This window comes from Novosphingobium sp. HII-3, from assembly GCF_002916655.1.
GTDB classification, from domain to species: Bacteria; Pseudomonadota; Alphaproteobacteria; order Sphingomonadales; family Sphingomonadaceae; genus Novosphingobium; species Novosphingobium panipatense.
Genome location: NZ_PPSM01000022.1, coordinates 15,598 through 41,227, shown reverse-complemented (window position 1 = coordinate 41,227; position 25,630 = coordinate 15,598). Strand labels below are relative to the sequence as shown.

At 62.6% G+C, this 25,630-nt stretch carries 26 protein-coding genes and 1 pseudogene; 2 read left to right on the top strand and 25 right to left on the bottom strand.

Features of this window, described 5'->3' with window-relative positions:
* Nucleotides 1-183: 183 nt before the first annotated feature.
* The 3 genes and pseudogenes from C2R25_RS09390 to C2R25_RS20940 form a co-directional block, all read right to left on the bottom strand.
* Nucleotides 184-777, bottom strand: a complete 594-nt coding sequence (locus C2R25_RS09390; protein ID WP_103728942.1) for a DUF4760 domain-containing protein — start codon at nucleotides 775-777, stop codon at nucleotides 184-186.
* A 304-nt stretch (nucleotides 778-1,081) separates the two neighbouring features.
* A complete protein-coding gene (locus C2R25_RS20945) occupies nucleotides 1,082-1,273 on the bottom strand; it encodes a hypothetical protein (RefSeq protein ID WP_233203878.1) in 192 nt (63 codons plus the stop codon).
* Nucleotides 1,274-1,367: 94 nt separating this feature from the next.
* A pseudogene (locus tag C2R25_RS20940) lies at nucleotides 1,368-1,628 on the bottom strand (HIRAN domain-containing protein); the annotation flags it as partial.
* A 75-nt stretch (nucleotides 1,629-1,703) separates the two neighbouring features.
* Here C2R25_RS20940 and C2R25_RS09380 point away from each other — a divergent pair.
* On the top strand, nucleotides 1,704-1,973 hold the full coding sequence (locus tag C2R25_RS09380; protein WP_103728940.1) for a hypothetical protein: 270 nt from the start codon (nucleotides 1,704-1,706) through the stop codon (nucleotides 1,971-1,973).
* Nucleotides 1,974-2,375: 402 nt separating this feature from the next.
* On the opposite strand, the gene C2R25_RS09370 is transcribed toward C2R25_RS09380, so the two are convergent.
* The 9 genes from C2R25_RS09370 to C2R25_RS09330 all read right to left on the bottom strand — a co-directional run bounded on the left by C2R25_RS09370 (nucleotide 2,376) and on the right by C2R25_RS09330 (nucleotide 16,310).
* Complete coding sequence (locus C2R25_RS09370; protein WP_103728938.1) at nucleotides 2,376-3,182, bottom strand: DNA adenine methylase; 807 nt, start codon at nucleotides 3,180-3,182, stop codon at nucleotides 2,376-2,378.
* Between the two features lie 302 nt (nucleotides 3,183-3,484).
* A complete protein-coding gene (locus tag C2R25_RS09365; RefSeq protein WP_103728937.1) occupies nucleotides 3,485-3,853 on the bottom strand; it encodes a hypothetical protein in 369 nt (122 codons plus the stop codon).
* Nucleotides 3,850-4,530, bottom strand: a complete 681-nt coding sequence (locus C2R25_RS09360) for a hypothetical protein (protein WP_199183801.1) — start codon at nucleotides 4,528-4,530, stop codon at nucleotides 3,850-3,852. The genes C2R25_RS09365 and C2R25_RS09360 overlap by 4 nt, the downstream gene beginning before the upstream one ends.
* A gap of 2 nt (nucleotides 4,531-4,532) precedes the next feature.
* A complete protein-coding gene (locus C2R25_RS09355; RefSeq protein WP_103728936.1) occupies nucleotides 4,533-4,838 on the bottom strand; it encodes a hypothetical protein in 306 nt (101 codons plus the stop codon).
* Complete coding sequence (locus tag C2R25_RS09350; protein ID WP_103728935.1) at nucleotides 4,825-5,265, bottom strand: hypothetical protein; 441 nt, start codon at nucleotides 5,263-5,265, stop codon at nucleotides 4,825-4,827. Before C2R25_RS09350 ends, C2R25_RS09355 begins: the two co-directional genes overlap by 14 nt.
* Before the next feature lies 1 nt (nucleotide 5,266).
* The gene (locus tag C2R25_RS09345) at nucleotides 5,267-5,569 is read right to left on the bottom strand and encodes a hypothetical protein (protein ID WP_199183800.1); all 303 of its coding nucleotides are present in this window, start codon (nucleotides 5,567-5,569) and stop codon (nucleotides 5,267-5,269) included.
* Between the two features lie 2 nt (nucleotides 5,570-5,571).
* Nucleotides 5,572-6,033, bottom strand: coding sequence for a hypothetical protein (locus C2R25_RS09340; RefSeq protein WP_103728934.1), 462 nt, complete (start codon nucleotides 6,031-6,033; stop codon nucleotides 5,572-5,574).
* Between the two features lie 33 nt (nucleotides 6,034-6,066).
* Nucleotides 6,067-12,084 carry a hypothetical protein gene (locus C2R25_RS09335; protein ID WP_103728933.1) on the bottom strand — a complete coding sequence of 2,006 codons (6,018 nt, stop codon included), beginning with the start codon at nucleotides 12,082-12,084 and terminating at the stop codon, nucleotides 6,067-6,069.
* Nucleotides 12,081-16,310 (bottom strand): hypothetical protein, encoded by a 4,230-nt coding sequence (locus tag C2R25_RS09330; RefSeq protein ID WP_103728932.1) that lies wholly within the window; start codon nucleotides 16,308-16,310, stop codon nucleotides 12,081-12,083. Before C2R25_RS09330 ends, C2R25_RS09335 begins: the two co-directional genes overlap by 4 nt.
* A 71-nt stretch (nucleotides 16,311-16,381) precedes the next feature.
* Here C2R25_RS09330 and C2R25_RS09325 point away from each other — a divergent pair, with 71 nt between their 5' ends.
* Nucleotides 16,382-16,693: a hypothetical protein gene (locus C2R25_RS09325; RefSeq protein WP_103728931.1), complete on the top strand. Its 312-nt coding sequence runs from the start codon at nucleotides 16,382-16,384 to the stop codon at nucleotides 16,691-16,693.
* Nucleotides 16,694-16,696: 3 nt separating this feature from the next.
* Here the strand turns inward: C2R25_RS09325 and C2R25_RS09320 are convergent, their stop codons facing one another.
* The 13 genes from C2R25_RS09320 to C2R25_RS09265 all read right to left on the bottom strand — a co-directional run bounded on the left by C2R25_RS09320 (nucleotide 16,697) and on the right by C2R25_RS09265 (nucleotide 25,574).
* On the bottom strand, nucleotides 16,697-17,023 hold the full coding sequence (locus C2R25_RS09320; RefSeq protein WP_158250636.1) for a hypothetical protein: 327 nt from the start codon (nucleotides 17,021-17,023) through the stop codon (nucleotides 16,697-16,699).
* Between the two features lie 68 nt (nucleotides 17,024-17,091).
* Complete coding sequence (locus C2R25_RS09315; RefSeq protein WP_103728929.1) at nucleotides 17,092-17,541, bottom strand: hypothetical protein; 450 nt, start codon at nucleotides 17,539-17,541, stop codon at nucleotides 17,092-17,094.
* A gap of 105 nt (nucleotides 17,542-17,646) precedes the next feature.
* Entirely contained in the window at nucleotides 17,647-18,114 is a 468-nt protein-coding gene (locus C2R25_RS09310) for a hypothetical protein (RefSeq protein WP_103728928.1), read from the bottom strand.
* Nucleotides 18,115-18,177: 63 nt separating this feature from the next.
* Nucleotides 18,178-18,351: a hypothetical protein gene (locus C2R25_RS20385; protein WP_158250635.1), complete on the bottom strand. Its 174-nt coding sequence runs from the start codon at nucleotides 18,349-18,351 to the stop codon at nucleotides 18,178-18,180.
* 1 nt (nucleotide 18,352) lies between these two features.
* Nucleotides 18,353-18,760 carry a DUF3168 domain-containing protein gene (locus tag C2R25_RS09305; RefSeq protein WP_103728927.1) on the bottom strand — a complete coding sequence of 136 codons (408 nt, stop codon included), beginning with the start codon at nucleotides 18,758-18,760 and terminating at the stop codon, nucleotides 18,353-18,355.
* Nucleotides 18,760-19,326 (bottom strand): hypothetical protein, encoded by a 567-nt coding sequence (locus C2R25_RS09300; protein ID WP_103728926.1) that lies wholly within the window; start codon nucleotides 19,324-19,326, stop codon nucleotides 18,760-18,762. The genes C2R25_RS09305 and C2R25_RS09300 overlap by 1 nt, the downstream gene beginning before the upstream one ends.
* Nucleotides 19,323-19,676, bottom strand: coding sequence for a head-tail adaptor protein (locus tag C2R25_RS09295; protein WP_103728925.1), 354 nt, complete (start codon nucleotides 19,674-19,676; stop codon nucleotides 19,323-19,325). The genes C2R25_RS09300 and C2R25_RS09295 overlap by 4 nt, the downstream gene beginning before the upstream one ends.
* Complete coding sequence (locus C2R25_RS09290) at nucleotides 19,673-20,245, bottom strand: head-tail connector protein (RefSeq protein WP_103728924.1); 573 nt, start codon at nucleotides 20,243-20,245, stop codon at nucleotides 19,673-19,675. Before C2R25_RS09290 ends, C2R25_RS09295 begins: the two co-directional genes overlap by 4 nt.
* Nucleotides 20,245-20,523: a hypothetical protein gene (locus C2R25_RS09285; RefSeq protein ID WP_103728923.1), complete on the bottom strand. Its 279-nt coding sequence runs from the start codon at nucleotides 20,521-20,523 to the stop codon at nucleotides 20,245-20,247. Before C2R25_RS09285 ends, C2R25_RS09290 begins: the two co-directional genes overlap by 1 nt.
* A gap of 108 nt (nucleotides 20,524-20,631) precedes the next feature.
* Nucleotides 20,632-21,942: a phage major capsid protein gene (locus C2R25_RS09280; RefSeq protein ID WP_103728922.1), complete on the bottom strand. Its 1,311-nt coding sequence runs from the start codon at nucleotides 21,940-21,942 to the stop codon at nucleotides 20,632-20,634.
* Nucleotides 21,943-21,952: 10 nt separating this feature from the next.
* Nucleotides 21,953-22,651, bottom strand: coding sequence for an HK97 family phage prohead protease (locus tag C2R25_RS09275; RefSeq protein ID WP_103728921.1), 699 nt, complete (start codon nucleotides 22,649-22,651; stop codon nucleotides 21,953-21,955).
* Nucleotides 22,651-23,958 (bottom strand): phage portal protein, encoded by a 1,308-nt coding sequence (locus C2R25_RS09270; protein WP_103728920.1) that lies wholly within the window; start codon nucleotides 23,956-23,958, stop codon nucleotides 22,651-22,653. Before C2R25_RS09270 ends, C2R25_RS09275 begins: the two co-directional genes overlap by 1 nt.
* Nucleotides 23,955-25,574 (bottom strand): terminase large subunit, encoded by a 1,620-nt coding sequence (locus C2R25_RS09265; RefSeq protein WP_233203876.1) that lies wholly within the window; start codon nucleotides 25,572-25,574, stop codon nucleotides 23,955-23,957. The genes C2R25_RS09270 and C2R25_RS09265 overlap by 4 nt, the downstream gene beginning before the upstream one ends.
* Between the last annotated feature and the right edge of the window lie 56 nt (nucleotides 25,575-25,630).

The following is a 25,630-nucleotide window of genomic DNA, read 5'->3' as shown; positions in this document are numbered from 1 at the left end:
CGGGTAAGTGGCGGAGAGGGTGGCAGCCACACTAAGCCTCCAACCGATTGCAGACAACCGATAATTTTCACGCGATCTACGACGATACCACGTTCAATACCATGTTTGGAAATTCTGCCCTTGTGGATGCCCATTCGGGATTCGAACTTGCGGGGTGAAGCAGGCTGCGTTCACGGATCAAGCTCAGCGCGCTTTTGTCCATTCGCGAGCTTGATCGACCTTGTCGAACTTTCCGGACAATGACCACAGGGCCATCTTGATCCTGCCCGGGCTGGACACCGGATGGCCGGACTTTTCCCAGCGGCTATAAAGTGCCGCGAACTCGCAATACACTGAACCTTTGCGCGCCTGCGCACCTTGAATGAAGTCTCTCGAGTTCTCAAAATCAGTCATGAACTGATTATGAAACCATCTTTTGTAGAATTCCTCGTCGAATAACTTACGTCGAATGCCGAGCGAGGTCATTTCGTAGATATTAAGCTGATGCAGTACCAACTCTCTATCTGTATGATTTTGATCCGTGGCATCCAGCAGACTTGCTAGCTTGAAAGGATTCTCAGGATCTTTGTCCTTTCGGATGATCTTTTTGAAGGATCCATAACGCTCTTGAGCGAAGCTATCCATCAGGGTCTTCATGACCATATCAAGCGTCGCGCGGCGGCGGTTTGCTATGCGGGTATGCCGAAAGACAAGCAAAGCAACGATAGCAGTGATAATCGCGGTCGCAGCGCCCACAGCTGGGGCAACATCTTTTAGGCTCTTAAGAAACTCCAACATTCCCACCCCAACACAGAAAACGCCCCGGCTTATTAGGCCGAGGCGTCCGCATCAAGATGCTTATTTACGGGCTAAGGCTTAGTCGCCACCCCAGCCCTCGAATTTGGACGTCATCTTCAGCATAGTCGGTCTCCTTCCAACGTTGTTCCCAACTTAGCTAACTGCGTTGAATAAGGCTTGAACGCCGTGTTCATCGCTGCTGTTGCTGCTTGCTAGCTATGTATGGTCCATGGTTCTGTCAAACGCATTCTTCGCATGTCCGTTCCGATGAACGTTTGGTAAAACGCTTCGGTCACGCTCCGACTCACGTCATGATTATGCCGATACCCGGTAATGAATGCGTGATCCAGCTACCCGTTCGGATGATGCGTTGAATGAGCGCCTGCACGCGTTCGCTGGCTGTCCTGCAGGTTCGCAAATGATGTCGCAGCGGCAGGGCGTTTGGAAGTTGCTTCCAGCCATCGCCGCAGCGAAAAAGCCCCAAGCTGACCAGCATGTGCCCCACATGGTAGCTCAGGCTCCTCCCCGTCCATGTTCACCCGCATGACCAGGCCAAGGGTGGCTCCCTCCATGTGGGAACCCTTCACCCGCTCCACGATGGCCCGCACATCATAGCCTCGATCAATCTTGCTGCCGATCCAGACGGCTCGATCTCGTTTGAGGTAGCCGACCCTCACGCCCCGGCAGCTGAACACTGCCACGGCTCTGGGATCATGAGGGTTCTCAGGCTCCCGGATCAACTCGACCTGCTCCCCTGGGCGACATAGCGCCAGCTCCGCTTGCCGGCTGGTGCCATCCTCGTTGTCGTGCCGCTCGCCAACCGCTGGCAAGCTGAAGTCGTTCCAGCCCATTTTGCCCCTTCACATGAGAACGTAAAGAGAACAGAATACAGGAACGTATCCTGATTCGCATAGAGGATTTTGACGATGGGTAGCCTTCAGCGGCATGATGCCTCCGACTTCCGCATCAACGTCAGCGACGCTCCGGATGAGCCGGTGCCGTTCGGCCGTTGGGTTCTTGAGCAGACACACCGAGGCGGCTTCCTTGGCCAGCTTGCCACCATCGCGAAGTCGGATCGCGGTTTCCCGCGGAACGGAGACCCAACGGCAGTCCGCAAGCGTCTGGGCGACACTGGCGCGGATCCGGAAATGTTCGAGGCCGTGGACGATGCTGAACTCGACTGGGCGAGCTACTGACGGTGAAGGTCCGCTACCGTATCGCCACGTTTCGGGAGCCCCGCAGCCCTTGGCGTTTAACAGCAGAGGAGGCCATGGAGGACGCGATCGATCTCGAACTCGCCTCCTGGGACGCGAGCCAGCGCGAGTGGTTTCTCGCAGTTCCGGTCGAAATGATCACAGAGGTCGTAGAGGCAAAGGCCGCGTGAGCTTCATGGGCTTAATTGTAAGCCCATGATAAGCGAGATGAATAAGGGCGATGCTCTCAACTTTCGATTTTGCGATTTTCTCTAGCGTTTGCAGTTGGTTGAGGTGCTGCTCAACTCTGCTTCGTCCGGAAAAGAGACGAAGCAGACACGAAAAAGGGCGCCGAGGCCGAAGCCTGGCGCCCCATAGGATCCAACGAAATTCGTCGGAACAGTTTCAGCAGTTCGTGACGATCAGCTCCCCTGCCCGCTTGCCAGCCCCGCTGGAGGCGGTGGCAATCGTGTACGTGGTCGTCACCTCATCGAACGAAAACCGGCCGAAGACCTCGCGCGCCAGCGGCGTGTCGTTGATCGACAGCACGAACCGCCCGGAAATTCCGGATAGTTGCTCAGCAAGCGCACGAAAATCGTTCGGCTGGAACCCATCGCCATAGTCTGTCTCGCAGCCGACATAGGGTGGATCGAGGTAGAACAGCACATCGGGGCCATCGTAGCGCCGGATGAGATCGCCATAGGGCAACTGCTCGATCACCACGCCCGCTAGGCGCTCATGGATCTCTGCAAGCACCGGCTCTAGCTTCGTCACGTCAAAGCGACCGGGTGAACGCCGGTCCACGCCGAAGCTGCGGCCGCTCACCTTTCCGCCGAACGCGAGGCGCTGGAGGTAGAGGAAGCGCGCGGCGCGCTCTAGGTCTGTCAAGGTATTCGCATCCATGGCCGACAGCCTGCAGAACTCCGCCCGGCTGGTGACCTGCCACCGAAGCACGTCCATGAACTGCGGGTAATGCCGCTGCAGGATGCGGAAGAGGTTCGCTACGTCGCCCGAGATGTCATTGATGACCTCGGCCTTCGGCTTGTGTTCGCGCCGCAGGAAAATTCCGCCCATACCGACGAACGGCTCAACATAAGTTTTGTGCGGGATTTTGGCGATCTGGGCTACCAGGCGGGCCGCCAGATTGCGCTTCCCGCCGATGTAAGGTGCAGCCGGCGAGACCGGCTGAACAGAAACAAGATTCGACTCCATAGAGATTTTCGCTCACGAGAGCCCCGCCCGTCGACGGGTGCGGGGCGTTTGCGGCTAGGCCAGCCGCGCGTGACGGGGTCCGGCAAGATGCCCGTCGGTTGCCGTGTTAGCGCACGGCACCCCCGCTCGGCCGGCGCCGCAAGGGGCGCAGGAGAGCGGACGTGTTCTTGAATGGTTGCGGGAGTGACGACGAATTTCGTCGTCACTGGCTTCTGCGGGAACGTTCGTCTCAATGAGGAACGAGCGACTTGCCCTGCAAATCGTGATGTGAGATTCTGCGGAGGCTGCGGCACGAAGAGTTCTCAACGCTGGTCCCGCTCCAATCGCACTGTGTCGCCTTCGCTCAGCGCTTCCGTACCGGCTCCAGCCTTGGCGGCAGCGGTCACAGCCCGGAACGCCTCACCCGTGTTGACGGCGGCCTGCTCCTCCTTGGCATCCGACCGGAACATGGCGCCGACGATCAGGCCGACCGCCGGTCCCAGGGTCAGCATGGCGTCGCGGATGAGATCCTTGTTTGCGCCGGGAACCGCGCTGCGGGCAAAGCTCCAGACCATCAGGTAGTATCCGGCCATGAAGGCGAAGCCGATCAGCTGGCGGATGTCGCGCGGCGGCCGGGGCGGTCGATTGGCGCGGCGCTCACCGATGCGGTCGAGGAATTCCAACAGGGTCATGCATAACCTCCCGACACAAGCGCGTCCTGGAACTGGACGGCATAACCCGCGATCAGCGCGGCGCGGTCTGTCCCGTTGATGGTGCGCCGCCCCCGGGTGAACTCCTCCACCGTGCCGCGTGGGCCGATGTCATCAGCGAGGCCCTTGCCGGTGAACGCACCCGTCTCCATGCCCTTCACGAGGATGAAGGCGGCGATGTCGGGCCGCATCACGAGCGAGAAGTCGGCGAGGATGGCGCCGCGCGGGAGCAAGCCCGCTTCGGCAACAGCCTCGTCGGCCCACTCGTAGTTTACGTCATGGGTGAGCTGGACCAGACCACGGCCGTACGGGGCCTGTCCATGCTTGCCGATGCGCCCGTACGGCTTGCCCTTGCCCTTGCCGATCTCTTCGATCGGCATCAGGCGCGCCTCGTGCCAGGCGGTGGCCAGTCCGTAGGCCATCCACCCGAGCGGCCAGTGCGCGGCCGAGGTCAGGAGGCCATTGATCGTCTCTACCTGCGTCGTGTTCAGCGGACCGGTGATCTTCCGGACCGACGCGAAGAACGCACCCGGATCCTTGAGGGTGTAAACGGCCTCGCTGATACCGAAGGCCTTGGCGATGGCCTTGATTGTCTGAGGGCCAAAGATCCCGTCAGCCGGAACGCCGACGTGCTTCTGGATCGCTTTTTTGAGATCCATGATCATTCCTTTCGTCTGTGAGCGAGGGCGTCCTGCACAGCCCGCTCGATCTCCCGATGACGGGCATCGTCCTCCATCAGCTCGTTCGTGGTTTCGAGCGTGCGCTGGACGCCGCGCAGAGCGGCCAGGAGGTCCATGATGAGTTGCCGATCAGAGAACAGCGACGCGGAGACAACCGCCACGTCCTTGCCGGTGTCGGCTTCCTTGGGTTTCTTGAAGTAGGCGATGACCGCAACCACGATCCCGCCGACAAAGGATCCGGCTAGCGGAGCCCATTCCGTGGCCGTAGCCGCCTCACCTGCCCCCACCGTATTCTACCTTTGCTTTTTCGTCGGAGAGGCGCGCGTCTGTCCAGGCAACCCAGACGTTGCGCGCGCTGAAGATGATCAGCCACGGGTACATGAGCCATGCAGACGTAGCGACCGGCGAGCCTGCGAACCCGATCAGGATCTGCACCCAGAACATCATGCCGAACAGCGAGCAGGCACCGCGCCAGTGCGGGCTCCGGCGCCAGGTGCCGTTGATGTAGAGCATGGTGAGGTGGACCACTCCCGCCACGAAGGCGACGATGCCCCACGACTCCTGGCTGCCGATGGCAGCAAGCCCGCGCATGGCGGGGTTGTCGAAGAAAGGGATCGGCGAGAGAAAGCCGATCCCCATCGTCGTCTTCATGCCCGCCAGCATCCACTCAGTCGCCCGGACCGGGAAGTGCGACGGGAAGCGCAGGAAGATCATCTCAGGCGCTCTGAGCCGCCACCAGCGCCTCGACACGCTCGACCTCGCGATCGAAGAACTGGGTTACCCCGCGTACGGTGGTAATGACGCAGTTTGCCTGATGATGGGGCGTTCCCATGGTGTTTTCCGGCGCCAGCTGGGGAAGCAGCGCTTCAAGGTCGGCAGCGAGCGTTGCGACCTTCCCGGCTTTTAGCGCGGCCTGCACCGCCTTGAGGCCGTTGAGGTTGGCGACGGCAATCTGCTTGTCGAGTTCGTTGCGCTGGGCCAGCAGCTGGGCAGCGGTGGGCGTAGTCTGTTCGGTCATCGTCACTTTCCTTCGGTTGCAGCAGTGGATGCGGGGGCAGGCACGATGCCATCGAGCTCGTCGAGCGTGTCGGCGACGTTGATCGCCATGGGGCGGCCGAGCAGCTGGACGGTCAGCCGCGCGCGGATGCCATTGGCATCGCCGAGGACCTCGCGCCGGCTCGTGATCTGAGAGCGGGCCAGGAACATGCGGCCCTCGGCCATGACTGGAGCGGCATCGCCGCCCTCGGCGGGCTGGACAGGCTCGACCAGGCGCAACTCAATCGGGTTTACGATCGCCGCACTGTCCGCCACGGCCTTCTTCACGAAGCCGTACTGGTCGGACAGCTGGTCGACCTGCGGCCCCATGCCGACGTCGGCGATGATCGCGCAGGGGTTCACCCCATCGCAGGGCTTCATCACGGCGATGATGCAGGCAGCAGGGATCTCCAACCGCTCGCCGGCGGCTGTCTTCAGGTGCAGCATGGTATTTCCTTTTTCAGAGAGGGATTGGAGGGCTCAGCCCTCGGTGCTCACGATTGTGGCCCGCTGGGTGAGCTGGATTTGCTGGGTGGAGGAGCCACCAAAGGTGGGCATGGCCCGCTGGTCGATGCGGGCCCTGTAGTAGACCGGCTGAGTGCCGCCCGCGCCCTGGTCCACGTACGTGAACGCGCCGCTTGCATCGACCGCGTAAGAGCCGGGTGTTCCCGGCTCCGCAGGCGTGATCTCGTATGTGCCGTTGAAGGTCTGCTGCTGGAGCTGCGTCCAGTTGACCCCGTCGCGGCTCCGGAACAGCGTGAGGCGGAAGGATGGCGTGGCCGCCCCGCCGTTGCGCGTGGGGCCGGAGCTGAAGCCGCCCTGCACCTGGCGGAAGAACCCGCTGACGTTGACCGTCTTGAAGTTGCCGTTGGTGCCGAAGGGGCCGAGGTCCGTATCAGCCGGATCGCTCGTGAGAGAGCCTGTGATCGAGTTGCGGAACTGGCCAGTCGAGAGCGCGCCACCGAAGTAGGCGTTACCGTCGAGGCGTTCGTAGGAGATCGCGTTACCTTCTGTGCACTCGGCCAAGGTGGCAACCGCAGGGCCAAACCATCGCACGAACTGGCTACTGGACCCGAAGCCCGCTCCCCAGGCGGACATGACCGATCCCGCATAGACCCGCCATACGCCGCCGGAGTATTCCGTGCGTGCTCCACCGCCCGGTCGGCTGATGCGTAAATAATCGGCATGAAGATCAATTCCGCCACCGGTCGGCGTCCCATAGACCTCCAAGCCGGTCCAGCGCCCACCAGCATCCACGCCCACGGCATATCGGCCGAACAATGTCGTAACATCGCCCTGAACAGCCGAGATGGCCTGCGAGTGCTGGCTGACGGTCACACCCTGAGCCGAGACGGTCTGCGAAAGGGTAGCAATGTCGCCCTGCGCGGTAGCCATCGCCTGCGACAGCTGGCTGACCGACACACCTTGGGTGCCGACAGTGCTTTCCAACGTCGCCACCCGGCCCGCCGCTGACGAGATTGCCGTGGCGTTCTGTGCGATTGATGCGTCATGCGCCGAGAGCGTCGTCGCCATGCTGGCGGACGTGGACTGCAGCGTGGACACGGCCGAGAACTGCTGATTGACGACCGCGCGCATGGACCCGGGCGAATACGGCAGCGGCGAAACCGCGTCTTGTGTTGTCTCGCGCAGTTGCGGGCGGATGAACCACGCATAGCTGTCGTCATAGCCGGGGAGCGTCCCGTATTTTTGCAGAATGAAGAGCGCACGGGTGGCGGCGAGTGGCGCCTGCCCCTTGCACACCGCGCGGTAGAATGCGCCAAGGGAGGTGCCGCCCCCTTGATGCATGAAAGCGCCGGTGTTGATCTCGCCGAGGTATTCGCCCGCCTCATTAGTCCATACGACGACAATAATGGTATTCGCGCGATGGGAGGCCATCCAGCACGACGCCTCATACCATTTGCCTCCTTCAACGGGCACCTTGTTATGCCCCCATCGGGCGTAGGAGAGCCCCTCGGAGCCGACACTACCGATCTGGCGGACGCCGAGCGCGTCGGCGCCGGGAACGGTATAAGGCGACCCCGCGGGGTTCAAACCAAACCAGAGATCGCTGGCGGGGATGTTGTGGTAATCGAGGTACCAAGGCGTGAAGTCGCCCGAGAACTCCGTGTTCTCCAGCAGGTTGCCGCCGCCTGCGGTCACTTGCGTCTTGAGGGTGCCGATGTCCGCCTGAGCCGTCGACATGGCGCTCGACAGCTGGCTCACCGATACGCCCTGTGTCGCGACGGTGCTTTCAAGCGTGCCGAGCTGGGCCTGCGCGGTCACCATCGCCTGCGACAGCTGGGACACAGACACGCCCTGCGCGCTGACGGTTTGCGAGAGACTGGCGAGGTCGGTGGTCGCCGTGGAAAGCGCCAGCGCCGTTTGCGTTATGCGCGCATCGTTCGCAACGAAATCGGAGGCGTCGACGAAGCGGATATAATCGAGATCGGCGTAGCCCGGCGTGGCGTTGTAGTTGCCGTAGAAGAGTGGCTGCACGAACCGACAACCCACCGGGAACTTCGTTCCAACTACGAAGATCGGCGCTGGGCCGTAATCCTGAACCCCGCTGAATACCTGTTCGCGCAGATGCCAGTCGTAAGTCTGCTGCTGCCCCGCGACGCCCGGCATGTAGACGTTGCCGATATGGGTTTTGTCAGCACCGAAGCACCGAAGCCCTGCGTAATGGATGAGGCCATACCCGCGCGAGGCGAACCGCAAAGACAGCTTGTAACTGCGCGTCTCGGGGTAGACCGGAAGGTAGGAACTGTAAGTGACTTCGCCGCGCAGATTATCTGGGGCATGCGCCAAGCCGCCAATGCCATAGTCCCCTGGCACCCAACTGATATTGAAAATATCCCAGCCGGTGAGGTCGGTTTCGAAGTTGCCGTTGAGCAACATGCCATTATCGCCAATGGCCGTCGCTTCGATGATCGAGGTGCGCTTGGCGAGGTTGGAAGCATTCTGTCCGAGCGTGCTGACCGACTGGTCAAGGGTGGAGATCGACGCCCCGTGCGCGCTCACCGTCTGAGAGAGAGTGCCGATGTCCCCCTGAGCGGTTGCCATGGCGCTCGACAGCTGACTGACCGAGGCACCCTGCGCGCTGACGGTGTTGCCAAGCTGCGCAAGCGTGCCCTCGACGCTCGACAGGGCCGTTGCCGTCTGCGTGACCTGCGCCTTCAGGCCAAGCGGCCGGTTGAGTTCGATTTCATCGGGCGTGGCGTAGCGCACCGAAGCGCGATGCCAACGCAGGCGCTTATAGACGAGTTCGCCGAACCCGGTCCAAGAGCCCATCGCGTAGATATGGCCGTTAAGCGCGACCGGCGCACCAGCATAATCGGGAGCCTGTACGATCTTCTCGAACTTGTAGCGGCGACCGAGGGCAGGCAGGACGAGAGGGATAGAAACCTCGCCTCGGAACTCTCCCTGCGCGCCTGTGAACTGCAGGAGCAGGCCCGAACCGGCCCCGCTGCCAGCCAGAAACTCCACGTCCGCCTCAAGCACCAGCCAGCTACCCGGCACAATCGTGCCGAGGGAGGCGTCGTCGATCGACCGGGACATGATTCCGGACTGAAAGCCCTCAAGGCAGTCCATTTCGACGGCCCACTGCGACGACAGCCCGGCCGCACGATAGGACGAGCCCGCCCAGGTCACCCACTTGTTCGGCATGGGAGCCGATTGCGGCCAATCGGCAAAGCGACCGTTGCGGTTGATGGCGTTCGGCTCTGCGCTCAACGACGTGACGGTCGATGCCATCTGGCCATCGATCCCGGTCACGGCTGACTGAAGGCTACTGATGCTCGCGCCGTTCGCAGAGACGTCTGACGCGAGCTGGGCGAGGCTGCCTTGTGCCGAGGTCATAGCCGACGACAGGCCACTCACGGTGGCGCCCTGAGTGCTGACGGTGTTTTCCAGCGTCGCAAGAGCGCCTTGGGCCGTGGAAATGGCGCTGCCGTGAATATCGGCGACAGCCTTGTTGCGCCCCGGCGCGAAGGGCACCGGGCCTACAGTGTCTTCCAGCGTTTCAGCGACCTGGGGCTGGAGGAACCAGGCGTAGCTGTCATCGTACCCGGGGGATGTGTTGAGTTTGGACAGGTACAATATGGCGGAGCGCGCCGAAGAGGGGGCCTGCGCCTTTGCGTGGATGCGGCGGAACAAGGCGAGGTCGGTGCCGCCGCTTTCGTGAACTCCGGCTACGCTCGCCTCGCTGAGGTAAGCCCCTGCGCGATCGTAGAACGCGAGGATGAGCACGACTTGCGCCCGGTGTGCGGCGAACCAGACAGATCCCTCGTACCACTTCCCCGGCTGTACCTGTACAGTCTGACGCCAACGCACATAGCCGCTCGGATCGGAGGCTGGTCCGAACTGACGCATAGAGAGGGCATTGATGCCTATCGGGTGCCATGCGTCTCCGGCGGCATTCAACCCTGCCGTGAAGTTCGCGGCCGGTATCTGCCACGACTCCGCCAACCACGGTAGCGTCTCGCTTGAAGCGAAGTCGGTGTTGTCGAGAAGGTTTCCACCGCCTGCGGTGACGGTCTGCGCAAGGTTCGCCACGGACACCCCGAGGCCGCTCACCGTCGACGCCGTCTGCGAAATGGCCGCGCCATTGGACGCAACGTCGATCCGAAGACCCGCGATATCCTGCTGTGCTGTCGAGATGGCCGAGGCGTGCAGGCTGACGGTTGCGCCCTGGGCAGACAGCGTGGTTTCCACGCTCGACAGGCGCCCGACCGCATTGTCGACCGTCTGCGATACCGACGAAATAGTCGCGCCCTGCTGCCCGAGGGTTTGCTCAACCGTCGTCATCCGGCCGCCCGCCGCGACGATGTCGGCCTGCGCCTGCCCTATGTCGGCGCCATGCGCGAGGAGGGTTGCGGCCTGCGCCGCGAGCGTTCCGGCTTGGCTCTGCAGCGCTTGTTGGTTCTGGCCGATTGCCGAGTCGTGCGCTGCGAGGGTCGACGCCTGCGCCGCCAGAGCCGCCGCGTTGGCCTGCACATCGAGGATCGTCTGCTCCGCCTGCTGGCCCAGCTCGCCGATCTCGCCTTCCAGCGCCGCCCGGGTCGCCGCCGCATCGGTCTGGATCTGGCTGATGTTGACCTGAGCAGCGGCAAGCGCGGTCTCGGCGTCTTCGATCTTCCCGACGACCTGCTCGGCCGGAACCCCGGCAACAGGCGTGCCGACGGGCGCACCGACCGTCGCATTGTCCTGCGGTTTGGCGCCGTTCGGATCCGCGATGTCGTCCCAGTTCACCAGCGATCCGAGCGGCTCGACCTTGCCGGCGGTGCTCATGCCCTCGACCGAGAGCGTCAACTTGCTGACGGTCGCGCCGACCTCGATGGAGAACTCTTTGAAGAAGCCATAGGCCGTGAGGGTTTCCATTCCCTCCTTGCCGATCCAGAGCGCGGGCGTGGCGCGCACCCCGGCGATACGGCTCGCAACCACGTCCAGCGCATCGGCGCGGAGCATGGCCTGCACGCTCATGCGCTTGGCCCAGGCGCGCTCGACAACCTGCACCTCGCCGAACTCGTCAGCTTCCTTGCGGCTGTAGTCGGTGATTCCGGCCTTGGGCGCTTCGATGGTGGAGCCGAGGCCCAGCAGTGTGCCGATCAGCAGGGTGCCGATCTCGACCTGACCGTTGCCGGTGACCGTCACCGTCACCTGATTCGCGGTCGTCGGCAGGTCGAGGAAGGTGACCGTGCCCGCAGCATTGGGCGCCATGGTCCGGTCATAGCCCGCCGTCTGAACGCGCACGGCACCGCCCTTTACATCGAGCAGCGCAACCGCGTTCAGATCGCCTGCCGCCAAGGTGACGCTGATCGAACCCGCTGCGGATGTGACGGAACCAAGGGCCTGGTCGAACATCGCCCATCGCTTCGTCGGGCCAACGTCGATCCACTTGCCCGACACGCCGACAGGGTCATTGCCCGTGTTGCCGGCGGCGGCGCTCTCATAGATCCGGTGTGTGGCGGCTTTGATGACCCGCGCGCCCAGAGCGTAGGTCGTCGATGCACTCCACTCCGGATAGTCGTTCTCTGCGACGCTGCTAGCGACAAGGCCTGCGCCCTGTATCTCCACCGGCTGCAGCAGTTGCAGGGTCGAGGCGTCCCCACCGGGCGCAGGATCACCGCCGGCATCGGCGACAGGCTCAGTCTCGGCCAATCCCTCGACCGTCAGTGTGCAGTAGCTGACCGGCGGCACAGAAAGGTCAATCTCGAAGTCTTTGTAGAAGCCGCGGAAGTTCAGCCACTCGAACCGATCGTCAGCCACCCACTGCGCGGGCGTAGCGCGGAGGTCGGCTAGCGTGCGTTGCAAGGCGTCGGCCTGGCCGAAGGGCACAACCAGTCGCACGGCCATGCGACGCGCGAACCCGCGCTCGACCACCGTGGTGACGCCGAAATCATCGGTGACCCGGCGGCTATAGTCGACGATGCTGATGGTCGGCGTCGCCTCGGTCTCGCCGAGGACGATCGTCCGACCGTCGTCCAGAACTACTTTCATGCCGCGCTCGCCACCGAGATCGCGTCGCCGTTCGGAGAGACATCTTCGATCCGGCGCGCGATCCGGTTGCTGGAACTGATCAGTGCCGCGTTACCGCTGTTCATGTCTGCACGCATCTGCGCCAACTCCGCTCTCAGGCTGCGCATCTCTGCCGCAGCGTCACTGCTCGCAGCGCTGTTCAAGGTCGGCTCCGTGCCGGCCGTCACAGCCGTGGAAGCGCTGACAGCCGAGGCCGACGGCGACCGACCGTCGAGGGCTTCGATGTACCCGTAGACGCCTTCCAGGGTGGCCGCCGTCTGCGCCCGGATCCGGTCCAGTTCCTGCCGGCTCGTGGCCGCGTTGCCCGCCGCCTCAAGAAGCGACTGGCTCAGATCGACCAGCCTGGACGCGGCCTCCTGATCGCCGCTCCGCGCCGCGTTGACGGCTGCGTTGAAGCGACCCTGCAAGGTCACGAAACTGGCTGCATCGTCGCCGCCGGTCAGGCCGCGTATCCGGTTCACTTCGTCCATGATGCTGGTGCCGACCGACTTCCACGCCTGACGCAGCTGCTCGGCTGCCGCCGTGGCCGCGTTCTGAGCTTCCGTCAGCTTCGCCTGCTCCTCCGCCGCATCTTCCAGGGCATAGAGCCGCTGCAGTTCGGCGCGCTGCGCATCGCTGGTGGCGTCACGCAGTTCCTTGGCGCGGGCGATGGCCTTCATCGTCGCGTCGTCGCCCTGCACCTCGGCAATGCGCGAGCGGATATCGTTGAGGGCGTCCTGCTCCTTGTTGAGCGCTTCCTGACGCTTAATCGTCAGCAGCTGCTCAAGCTGGGCGTATTCCGCAGCCGTGGCGCCCGCTTCGGCAAAGATGGTCCGCAGGCTGGCGAATTCCTTCTCCAGCCCTTCGACCTCATAGCCTACCGGATCGAGGTAGCTCTTCAACTCGGAGAACACGCCTTCGAAGCTGAGAGCCTTGTTGATCTGGGTTGCCAGATCGTCGCCCGCCTTCAGCAGGTTGTTCGTGGACTGGCGGATACCGTTGATGGCCCCGCGCTCGATCGCCATCTTCATGGCGTAGGCCACGGCGGCCTCGGCATCGTCATTGAAGTCGACGGCGCCCTTCTTCACCTTGAGCGAGGTTCCGCCCGTGTTGACCCGGTAGTCGCCATGGCGAACGCCCACGCTGATGTTGCCGAACTCGCCGATGGTACCGCCGAACTGGCGGGCGAGATCCTGCAGGCCGCCGAAGATGCTGTCGCCAGCGGCAAGAGCGGCCTTCTGCGAGGACTTGCTGTTGCCCGAGGTGCCCGAGACGCCCGCTGCCGACAGATCGACACGGCCCCACTTCACCTTCGTGAAGGCGCTGCCCAGCACGTTGCCGAGCACACCGCCGACGATCGATCCCAGCGGCCCCGCGAAATCACCCAACCCCTTGGCGATGCTTTCGAGGCCTTTGGACAGAGCCTTTTCACCCACCTTACCGCCGAGGGCGCCGCCGATGGCAGACCCAAGCTGTTCGGAGGTCGATTGCTTCCCGAACAGCGCCGAGCCTGCAGCCATGCCGATCCCGGCATTCTGAAGCAGCGGCTGAACCGCTTTGACGAACGCGCCATCCTTCTTGAAGATCTTGCTGACCTCGGCGCCGATGGTGCTGGCAATCTCCTCGTCCTTGTCGTTGCGCCCCTTCATGCCGAGGTTCAGGAGGTCGCCCAAAGGACCGCCCACCGAGCCCGTGTTTCCGGTGATGATGCCCAGGATTGCGCCGAGGCCTTCGCCCACCTTGCCGAGGTTGCCGAGAAGCCCGATGGTGTTGCGCAGCTGGTCGTTGTAGCGCTCGATGGCGACGGTCTGCTTTTTAATGCCATAGGCGGCATCGACCTGCGTCTTGTCGGCTTCTGCCTTGCGCATGATCGCGGCAGCCGCCTCCTTGTGGCCCAGCTTCAGCTCGTACGCGGCATCGGCTTCCGCACGCATCTGGATCGCGATCTTCGCATGCTCTTTGGCGATACGGGCCAGCTCGTCCTCCAGGGCGTCCCCCGAGAGGCCACGCAGCGCAGCGATGCGTGCCGCGCCAAGATCCCTCGTAAGGCGCGTTTCAAGCTTCACATCGTCGATGGAGCGGTTGATCTGTGCAGCCCGCTGGAGGTCTTCCGCTTCACGGCGCGCCTTATTGTCGGCGATCTGCGCTTTCGTCAGCGCGTCCAGCGCCTTTTTGGCCGCCTCGTAGCCCTGCTTGTCGCCCGCGGCTCCTGCTGCATTCATCGCAGTCAGGAGGCCGCGCTGCTCGGACATATTGGCGAGCGCCGTGCTGGCGTTCTCGGCGTCCAGCGTTCCAGCCTTCACTGCAGCGTTCACGAAGCTCTGGGCTTTCGCCTGATAGTTCAGGTCGGCAGCGGCGCGGGCGCCAGTAACAACCTGCTCGGCGGTGGCCTTCTGCAGCTGCTGGGCCACGTACTCAGCGACATCAGCTTGCTTCTTGATGCCCTGCGCCGTCGCTTCAGCCGTGATTTCCGCCTGCATGGCTGCGGCATCACTGACGCTGTAGGCGTCGGCGAGCTTGTACAGGCCAGCCACGAGGACTTCGGTGGCCACGCTCTCGCGGGCAAGCCGCTCCGCGCGGCGCTCTTCCGACGTCGGCCCGCGAGGCTTGTTGTCAGCCTCCCGCGCGGCATCGATCTCGGCAGCTTGCTGCCGCCTGAGGGTGGAGATCTGATTCTGAAGCTCCTGCCCAACTCTGCCTTCGGCAACCGCGCGCCTGCGAGCCTGCTCGATCAGCCCCTTGGGCCCTTCGTATTTCGCCCTGATGCGCTCCAACGCATCAGCTTGCTGCGTCCCAAGCTCCACCGAGAATTGCGATTGCGCGTTTACAACGTTTCGCTGAGCCCGGGCGATCGACGCATCGGCTTCTGCAATGCGCTTTTCGAGATCGGCGACTACCTGCTGGGACCGCTGCAGCTGTGAGAAGCCCAAATTCCCTTCCTTCGCGGCATTCGGCGAGCGCAGGTAGGAAGCATTGACCTTCTCCTGAGCCAGGGCTTCCTCAAGCAGGGCTTTCGTCTTGCTGCGGATCTTCTTCTCGTGCTCCAGGTTTGCCCCAGCCGCTTCATATGCACGCTGCGCCTCAGATTTGAGGTTCTCGACCACCTTTCCGAGTGCTTCTTCCTGGGCGATGATCGCCTCGGTAACCGCTATTTCTGTTTTCTCGAACTCCGCCTTAGCCGCGCGCGCAACCTGTGCCGCTTCAGCATTCTTTTTCAGCTTGTCTGTAGCATCCTCAGCCGCATCCGCTTCGTCCAGTAACTTCATGCCAAAGGTCACGGCCAAGCCAATCGCGGTGGTCACTGCGATACCCCAGGGCCCACCCATGAATCTTGCGAACCGACCAGCACCCTCCTGAGCGGAATTCATGCCAGCGGTTATATCCGGAAGCTGGATTGCGAGTGCCTGCACCAAGCCGGTGCCCGCCATTACCTGTTGGCCCACCTGGCTCATTTGGAGCGAGAAGTTGCGGGCACTGCCGGATGACTTGTTGAAGCTACTGCCGACATCATCAAGCACCTCGCCATTCCGCATCACGGACTGGGCATGGCTTTGAAGTGCGGTACGCGCCTGATCGGTGGCAGCAGCGTACTCGTGTTGGCGCAGCGCCCCGACGCGGAGCAGCTCATCCAGCACGTCCATCTGCTGATTGAAGCGTTGCTGCGCTGCGAACATCGGATCAAGCTGTGCTCGGACGTTTGCCGCTTGGGCCGCATACGCCGCCTGTTGGCGCGCCGCTTCCTGGGCAGCCTGCGCTGCTGCTTGAGCGGCCTGTGCGGCTTCCCGCTGAGCCTGAGCTTCCATTTGGGCAGCGACCGCAGCGACCTTCTGCTTGTCCGCCAGCAGTCCTGCCGCCGTGGCCGATTGCCTTATCGCCTCCACGTACTGCGCATGAGTGATGGCGCCCTGTTGCAGCGCTTTTTGCGCCAAGGCCACCTCCTGCCGGTACGCCTGCATGGACGCCCATGCTGGATCCAACCGCGCCTTCAGTGCAGCAACGTCCTTCGTGAACTGCTGTACACCAGCACCAGCGCCTCGGCCAATCGCCGCCAGGTTGTCATTCGCCGCCTTCGCGGAACGGCCGATGTCTGCAGAAGCGGCATTCACAGCGCGCTTACACTTGTCGAGGTCAGCTTGTAGCCGAGCCACCTCTGCCACGATCTCAATGGACAGGCGTCCCGCTGACCCGCCGGCTTGAATGCCTGCCATGCCCGACCTCCTAACTTAGTTGTTTGTCCGGTCTGCCCTGCTAGGCTGCCGCTTTTCGAAGGGGCTTAGCCATGCGTGCAACGTTGGTTTTCGGAATGTTGGGCGTGGCCACCCTTGTAAGCGGCTGCGAGGTCATGAACCCGTATCGCGAGGCAAAAGAGGCAGTCAGCCGAAACTTGAAAGATCCTGAGGCAACGCAATTCCGCGACGTTCGTACGTGCTTCAAGGATCCCGGTATTGTCATGGGGGAGTTCAACGGGAAGAACTCCTATGGCGCCTATGTCGGCTTCGCGTCCTTTTACTATGTGGACGGAAGAGTAGTGCTCGCCTCCGACGATGACTTCGGCCCTTTGACGAAGCGCTGCTACGGCGAAGACAACTGAGTGTCAGCGGCCTTTGGCGAGCGCCCCCATCAGCGCCTTGAACTGCTCGTCGACACGCTTGCGGGTTTCGGCCTGATCGGCCTGCACGCGCGGTTCAGGGCAGTTGGGCTTCCGCGCATCGAACTTCTGATTGAGGAAGGTCTTGGAGAGGCGTCGGATCGTCCGCGCCTCCCAGGGCGTAAGCTCGACGCCTGTTAACCGGGACCACGCCACCAGATCCGGCCAGCCTAGCGCTATTTCGCCGGCAGTCGGCCCAATCTCCAAGAACCAGTCGGTAAGATAGGGGGCGGGGTTCTCCGGTAGGACTGGGTCAACCTTCTCCGCCCTCATCTTGTCGAGGCGAGTTACCGGCTCGGGCGGCTTGCCCTTGCCGGTATGCTCTACCTCTGGCGCGGTGTTCAGCCAGGCGAGTTGTCGGACCCAGAGTTCGAGAGCGACTGCGACGCCTTCATAAAATTTTCCCAGTTGGTTGCGTCGGCCTCCATGTGATCGCGGATGAAGCCGAGCATGGGATCGGAATAGATCGCGCGGACAGTGTCCGCATCGCCGTGTACGCCATTCACCACAAGGCCGTTGAAGCGCTTGGTAATAGCGCAGAGGAACTCGATGGTATCCTCATCCTTGTAATCCAGCGTGGCTTCGAACTTGCCGTTGGCCTCGCGCGAGCGCTTGATCGCCTTGCGGCGGCGCAGGCCATCGGCAGCTTGCCAGATCTTGGTGGCGGGGCCGAACACGACGGCAGTGATGGGGTTGCCGGTGTCCGGGTCGATCATGGGCGAGCCGTCCGCGTTCTTGACGGGCAGGTCGCTGACATCGGCGACGCGCTTGGTGGTGATGTCGAGAGGCATTCTTCAACCTTTCAGGGAAGGGTGCCCCCGCTCGCGCCCTGACGCGAAACGGGGGCAGGAAACTCCTGCCGAAGCAGGGGTAAGGCTCAGGGGCGTAGTGGTGGATCAGCCGGCCGGCGCGTGAACGATGCCGTCGTTATCCTGGCTCACGATGGTCCATTCCAACGTGACCTGACGAGTGGCGATCGTATTCACATCGCCATAGCTGCGCGCCCCGCCCATCACGAGAGCGCGACCGTAAATGGTGCCGAGGCTGGGGTGCTCGAAAGCAATGGAGGCCGGATCGTCGGAGCGGCTGAGGGTATCCAGGAGATCCTGTCCGGCATCGTCCGGGTCGATGCCGACGGTAATGGTCTGGCTGCCGAGCGTATAGCCGCCTTTGGCCTTCGTTTCGCCGCGATTGGCGATGTTTCGCCACGAAACCACCTCGTAGACGCGCTCCGGCAGGTCGCCCAGATCGCTGACTTCGCCGACTTCGGTGAAGGCCAGAGCCTCGTATCCGGCCTGCGTGTAAGCGGCAGGCGCGGCTGCGGATACCGAGAACTTGGTCCCGGCGCTGGTGTATACGCTCATCGTTTTCTCCAAAGAAAACCCCGCCGAAACGAGGTGCTACATCGCCGGGATCGGCAATTCTGTTCAGTCAGACTTCGCAGCGGCCTTGGGTTCGGGCTTGGGCTTCGCTGGCGCGCGCTCAAAGCGTCCGGTTGGCTCAAGGTCGGTAAACTGCTGCAGCGGCATCGGCACGGCAGCGCCCTTTTCGTAGGTCTTGCCGTTCAAGGTCGTGCGGCGCTTGGCAATGGTGTCGATCATGTCAGCGGGCCTCTGTGTAGGTCGTGATGAAGTCCTGCGTGCCGCACCAGATCGATGGATCCTCGATCATGAAGTCGGGGCCGCGTGGTTCGGTGTGGATGGTCACGTTTTCGATGCCAGCGACTTGGACGTTGATGCGGTCCGCTGCCGCACGACGAACTGCGCGCTGGATCGCCTTCTGCTCCGGATAGTTGCTGGCCATGATGGTTACTTGGACCCGCTCGCGAACGTGCCGGGTGGCGCCGGGTGAAGGAAGGTTACGGTCGACGGCGGAGATGCTCTCCAGCATCAGCCGGGGAAGGCCACCCTCGAGAGGAAGCGGGCCGGCGCCAATGCTGTCAGCGGGCACCAGTGCGAGAAGCACTTCATCCGCGATCAGCGCTGTCCGGACTGCAGCAACGCCATCCATCAGGCGGCCTCGTCGAGCCCGGCGTCAATGTTATAGCCGGTCTTGCCTTCGACCACGGCGACGACCTTGGTACGGAAGGCCTCTACAGCGTCGGCCCCCTTCGCATCGAGGGCGGGACGCAAAAACGGATGCGCGGCGTGGCCCGGGTGCTGCAAGATGCCGGAAACGTAACGGTCGCCGATCTTCATCGGGCGGGCCGTGATCGTGCCCTTGCCGTCGAAGGACTTTCGGACGGCTACACTCCCCTGTCCAGCAGCTGTACGGGCGATTAGGTGAGGAGCAACGCCGTATTCAGCAAAGAAGCCAATGAACCCGTCGGGCTTCCGCTCATCAACATATATGCGGATGGAGTAGGTGCCGTCCTGGTTCTTCCTCGAAGAACCCTTTGTGATTGCCGCTGCCACTCTGGTTGACCAGCCGCTGGCAAGCAACTTCGCCTCTTTCAAGGGTGGGTTTGCAGCTGCGACGAGCCCCGACCGAACCGCCTGAGTTTCGATGCGCTTACCCAACGCGCCGAGGGTTGCGGCAATGTCCTTGCCGCCGCGAACGGGGAGGTTGCGGCTCATGCCTCTTGCCCTTCCGTGCTGAGTTCCTCCGCCATCATCTCCCACTCCTTGCGATGGCCCTTCATGGCAGGGCCGGAGACGATACGGAGGATCCGGCCGTCGATGTTGATCCGCATCGTGGAGGTGACGTTGATGCCGTCGAAGTAGTCCACGCGGATACGCGCGGGGCGGCGCTGGATGGAGATGTTCTGGTCGATGTTCTCAGCCCGGGACGGAAGCACGTCCTGCACCTCCGCCCATGCGTCCGAGATCTTCGTCCAGTCACCCTCTATCGTGGTGCCGTAGGTAGGATCCTTGGTGGTCTGCCGCGCCTCGAACACGATCAGCGTGTCTCGCTTGCCGCTGCTCATGAGAACACGCGGAAAGGTGAGAGCAGGCGCTGCACTGTCAGGGACATCGGCACATCGGCAGAGGTCGCACCAACAACAGCGGTTTCACGAAAGGCGTACAGGTCTCCGACCATCAGAAGGATGGCGGCCCGGATAGGCGCGGGCAACGTATCATAGCCCGCGGTCCAGCGGATACGCACCGTTTCGCCTGCAGCGCCCCGCCATGCCGCAGCGGGAAAAGAATGCGGCCACACCGGCCGGATCATCGCGCCGGAAAGCTCGTACTGGTCCGGGTCGAGCGTAGCCGCTTCCCCGGCGGCATCGACGTACTGAATGCTCTCGACCTCGACCGCGGGAGGGTAGGGCAAAGCGATCCAGCCGCAGGTTCCGAAGGCCGGATAGCGGATCTCGAGTGTTTGCCGGCCAAGTGCGCGACCGAGCCAGCCATCAGGTCCGTCGATGGTGCCAGTGGCCGCATCGATGTAGCTCAGGATGAGGTCGTCCTCAGCACTATGCCGCACGCGCAGGTGAGCCTTCGCCTCCTCAAGGGTGACGACAGGCTCCGGTGGCGTGACGACGATGGGGCGCATCAGGCGCTCTTGTTCGCCGGCTTCGGCTCAGCCTTGTTCTGCGGCTTTGGCGCAGGCTTGTTGGCGATGGGCTTGGGCTCGCTCTTTTGTTCAGCCACTTCTTCATCCTCCTTCACGTCATCCGGGTGAGCGTCGTCGCTCACGATTTCGACCAGCCCCACAGCCTTGAGCTCGGCCGCGCGGGCGCGGCTGACGATGTGTTCGGTGCCAGCGGCAACATTCTTGTCGACGTCCGCGCCTTCCTGACCGCAGTAGTCGCGCAAAACCTTGATCTTCATGGGGCTTCTCCTTTCCAGGGACCGAAGGGAGGCTGGCGCAGACGAATCCTTGCGCGGCGACGTGAGCGCCAGCCACCGTTCGGGCGGGATCTCTCCCGCCCTCCCGCGTCAGGGGGCGACGGTGAAGTCGGCGAACTCGCCGTAGATCAGCGCTTCGGGGCGGTAGACCGCGAGGCCGATCCGCTCCTCGGCGAGGATGGTCACGAGGTTCTTGATGAAGTTGTCGCGATCCTCGGTCGACAGTTCGACGGTGGCGTCTTCGCGGTCGAAATACTGGCAGGCGAGCTTGAACGCGCCGGTCAGGAATTTGTTGACGGTCATGGCCGGCGTTTCGACCACCGGAAGGCGCCAAAGGCGCGGCTGTGCGCCATCAGCGACATTGCCGATGATGTATTCGCCGATCTCGTTCTTGGTCGTCTCTGCCCGAGCCCAGTCAATCGGATTGAGCACGTGCCCGGTGGCCGGATATTCCGCCAGGACCGCCTGAAGCATTGCGTATCGCATCTGATCGAACATGTTTCCGGCCACCAGGCCACCCGGGGCGGCATAGGCAGTTGCCTGCGGGATCATGCCGAGCAGGTTCGTGCCGGTTCCGTCGCCCTTCAGTAGCTGAAGCTCTTCCGCATACGCGAGGCCGTACCGAAGCCGGCCATCGATGTAGCTTTCGAGCATGGGGGCATCGGCAAGGATCTGGCGCGATGCCTGAACCCAGTGCGCAATGGTGGCCACCGGAAGCGTTTTCAGGTCGAACTTCAGTTCCGACTGCGGCTTCTGCAGGGTTTCCCCGACGGTTGCTGCATTGTTCGTGAAGCCGGTTTCCTGGACGAACTGGATAGCGTTCGAGCTGGTTCGGCCGGGAGTGATGAGATCCCGTACGGTCATGCGGCGCTCCGGAGGGGCAACGATGCCATCGCGGCGGTCGGGGACGATCAAGTCGCCAGCCGATCCATTTGCGTCCGTGGTGAGCGACGTAATGATCGCCTTCGTGCCGAACTGCACAGTCCCCTTGGACGGTGCCCGGTCCATGAACGACTTCACATCCTCCGCCTCGACGAACATCCGCCCGACCGACTTGCGGTCGCTTTCACCTTCGCCGCTGCCTCGACGCGCGAGCTTCTGCTCGATCTCGGTCATGGTAGCGGACAGCTCGTTGAACTTCACAAGAGCCTCGTCGGCGCTTTGCTTGGCCTGCGCGCTGAGCGCCTCGCCCTTTTCCATCCGGCCCTTCGCGTCCTCGGCGAATTCCTTCACCTTGTCGGTCGCCGCCTTCAGATCGCGCGAAAGCTGCTTGATGTCGGGCTCACCGCCGTCGCCAGGCCCCTTACGGCCGAACTCGGGCGGTCGATATTCGGGAGCGACAACGCCGCCCACGGCAATGGCGGCCGCATGCGAGGCGGCCAGAATGGCATTGATCTTCATGGTGGTTACCTCAGAGCTTGGGCAGGTCGAAGCCTGCAATGGCGTCGGAAATGGATTTGATGTCGCCGGAGCCCGCGGACTCGCTCCGGAGCAGATGATCCAGGCCGTGGCTGGCGATCGCCGCAGCCTGCGTTTTCGAGAAAGGAAAAGCCTCGCGCAGTGCCTTCTCAAATTCGGGTTTGGTGGGAAGTTGGCCCCGTTCCAGCTTGAACTTCACGGCCTCGACGCGGGCATCGTCCTTCGCCGGGAAGGTGACGAGGCTTACCTCGACGAGATCAAGCTTGATGAGCGTACGGACGCCGGTCTTCTCGTCATAGCTCGCCTGGCGCACCCAGTAGCCGATCGACAAGCCGGTAACGGCACCCGCTTTGAGCAAGGCATGCGCTTCTCGTGCCTGCGCCACGTCATCCTTGAGCAAGCGACCCTTGACCTTAAGGCCGTGACCATCCTCCTCGAGGAAATCGTAGACACCAATCGGCTCCGCCGTGCGGTGCTGCCACAGCACAGGGACTATGCGGCCCTTGGCTTTGAGCTCGTCCAGGCTCTCGAGGAAGGCGCCCTTCGCAACGACTTCGCCGTAGCTGTCCGGGTCGCCGCCGAAGACGGAGCCGTATCCTTCGAACGAGCCGTCTTCGGCGACATCGCTGGCCTTGATCGACAGGCTGAAGTCGCGGACCTTCAGCTGACCATGCTTGTGGTGCATCAGCATCACGCGTCTTCCTTCTGCTTCAATGAGGGCAGTCCTTCGGGGAACAGCCAATCCATCATCGATTGCTTGGCCTGCTCACCGCCGGTGCTGGTGATTTCGCCGAGCTTGCCGGCAGGGATCATGTTGGACTGGATCGTAAGCTCGTCGCCGCCAGGCAGTGGCGGGAGGTTTTCGAGGCGGCGCACCTCGTTGCGGGTCATGATCCCGTTCTGCACCATCTGGGCGTAGAAAGCCGCACGAGCGGCGCTGTCCGCGCGAAGCAGGCCCTCAAGATTGATCTCTACCGTGACAGTGAGCCGCTCGGCGGGAGTAAGCAGCTGCTTCATCACTGCCTGCTCGATGCGCTTGATGCGCTCGCGCAGACCGAACATCAGCCATCCAAGCGTCTGATTCTCGATGCTACTGCCGAGCTGGCTGTTACCGGCGGTGTGTCCGATCATGTGGGGTGGCACACCGAACCACCTGCAGCCATCTTCGACAGAGAATTGACGGCTCTCGACCATTTGGGCGTCGCCAAGGTTCATCTGGATGGATTGCCAGCCGAGGCCCGCCTCAAGGACCATGGGCTTGCCATTGTTCTCGCCCATGAATGGATCGACAACGTACTTGTAGATGTCGTCACGCTGTTCTTTGTTCAGCGTCCGATCGTCCTTCGTCGTCAAGACACCTGATGGACGCAGGCCATTCTTGTAGATCTGTGCTGCCGCTTCGTCCGTGGCCATGGCGAGGCCGAAGGAGTGCCGGCCGAAGGCGAGAGTGGACAGTCCCCCTAGCGGCGACCCCCCGAAGCCACGAATGTGGAACATTTCATCCTGGCCGACGTCGGAAACCTTACCTCCGTCAGTATACCGGTAACGAATTGAGCCATCAGCAGCGCGGCGGACCTGCACTGCCTCAGGGCGTAGCGGCGTCAGGGCGGTGATAACCCCGCTACGGCTACGCCGCGTGATGCGGGCAAAGGCGTTTCCCCAAAGCTCCAGGCTCACGCACATGAACTGCCAGAAGTCGAGTGCCGTCTGATCAGCGTTAGGGCTGTCGTGAAGCAACCCGTAAAGAGGGTGCGCCTTGTAGATGCCCCGGCTTCCGTTCGGCCCATCCTGGTAAACCATCATCGGCAGGGATGAGATAGTGCCTGACACCAGCCGCACACATGCCCAGACAGTCGAGAGCGTCAGCGCGTTCGTGGCATTGACGGTTTTCCCGGAGTAGGACGGCGCACCAAAGACACCCTTCCATGCGGACGGGCTGAGCAGAGAGAGGGCTGTGCGTAGGCCGCGCATCATCTTGCGGCCAAAGGCGAACCTCATGCCGCCCGCGCTTTCATTGCTGCGAGATAGTCATCCATGCCGCCACCTGATCCTTCTGGGTTTCGGGTCATCAGCATGACCGCATCAAACGACGCGATAAGCGGGTCGATCTTGGCTTTTCCGGCCACTTGCTTCGTGATCAGCACCGCGTTGCCCCGCTGCTCGGACTTCGCATTGCCGACGCACCACGCCATCAAGCGCTGGCCAGCATGAAGAAGCGTTCCGTCCTTCAGTTTGCGTTCCATGCCCCAGACCGCGCCTGAGAGGCGAAACCCCTGGCTGATTGCCAGCATCTGATCGGCCGTGAACCCTCGACCTGCCAGTTCGTCGACCAGCGCGGTGATGCCCTGAGGGTCAAGCCCGATAGCCGCCTGCTTTGGAAGCAGGCCAGCATCCCTCACGCGCTCCAGAATGTCCGCGACCTCGACCAGATCCTGGGTGGGGCTGGTGCACTTGATCAGCGTGCCCTCAGCGATGAAGTCGTTGAGGTTACTGACGATATCCTTACGTCGCTCGAATACATCCAGCTGCGCCCATGCGCGGCACCAGAGGAGCCACTGCTTCGTGTCGCGGTGCCGCCCCAGGAGCGCTAAACCAAGAAGGTCGTCGAGGCCGCCGCCGTCCCCGCCAGCTACGATTACCTCGCAGATCTCAAGCATATGCTCGAGCGTGCCATCCCACAGGCTGCGGGGCGCTTTGGCTTGCTCCCAATACGTGGCGCCTATCCAGGCATCGTGCCGAAGGCCGACGCCGATTTCGACGTTCAAGTGCTTGGCGTAAAAAACCTGCTTGGTGCCGTCCTCGGCGTTGTCGACCTGTCGGAACTCGCTTTCGAGCCACTTCTGGCTTACCGACCGCCCAAGGTTCGGGTTCGTGATGTAGAAGTTTGCCGGATTGAGGTGCTCGTTTGCGGCGAGCATCTCTTCCGGGAACTCATAGAGAACCGGAAGGAACTCGCGATCCTCTACAACGCCGTCCCGAACGTCCCTGGCGTAAGCCAGCATCTCCTTGAACACACCGGCCGGGGGCTCGTCTGACTGCGTCGTCAGAAAGAGCGTGTAACCCTCGGGACGGGAGACCTGGCCACCCGATGCCTCCCGAAGCATGGCGTCAGCGGTCGCTTTCTTGCCGAAAAGCCAGAGCTCGTCGACCAGAACCCGGCTAGCCTTCTTTCCCGACACCGTGGCGCTGTCCGCAGCAACCACCTTCAAGGTCGCCTTCGTGTTCCGGTTGGTGATGAGCCGAATGTGCTCTTGGATATGAAGCAGGTCGTTCAGCTCGTCGTCGTTCCGGATCATGTCGCAGGCGGGCTTGAAGCTGTTGCCTGCGACTTCGATGGTCGGCGCGAGGATCAGGTTCTCGTCGGACGGTCGCCAGCCGCAGATAAGCTCCGTGAGCATGATCCCGGCAGCGATCGTCGACTTCGTGTTCTTCTTGGAGACGAGCAGGAGGCCCTTGCGGATCATTTGCTCGCCGGTTTCGGGGTCGTAAGCCCCGAATATGGCCGCTGCGAAGTCCAACAGCCACTCGCCGGCCGTCTCGCCAATCGTCCAATGCTCGTCCGTGGCCGGGTTGATGCCCAGATCGACGATCTTGAGCGACGTAAAAACCGCCATTTTAGCCTCGGCGGAGGCCGGAAAAAGCGGCGAAAACGGTATCAGTGATCTGCGTT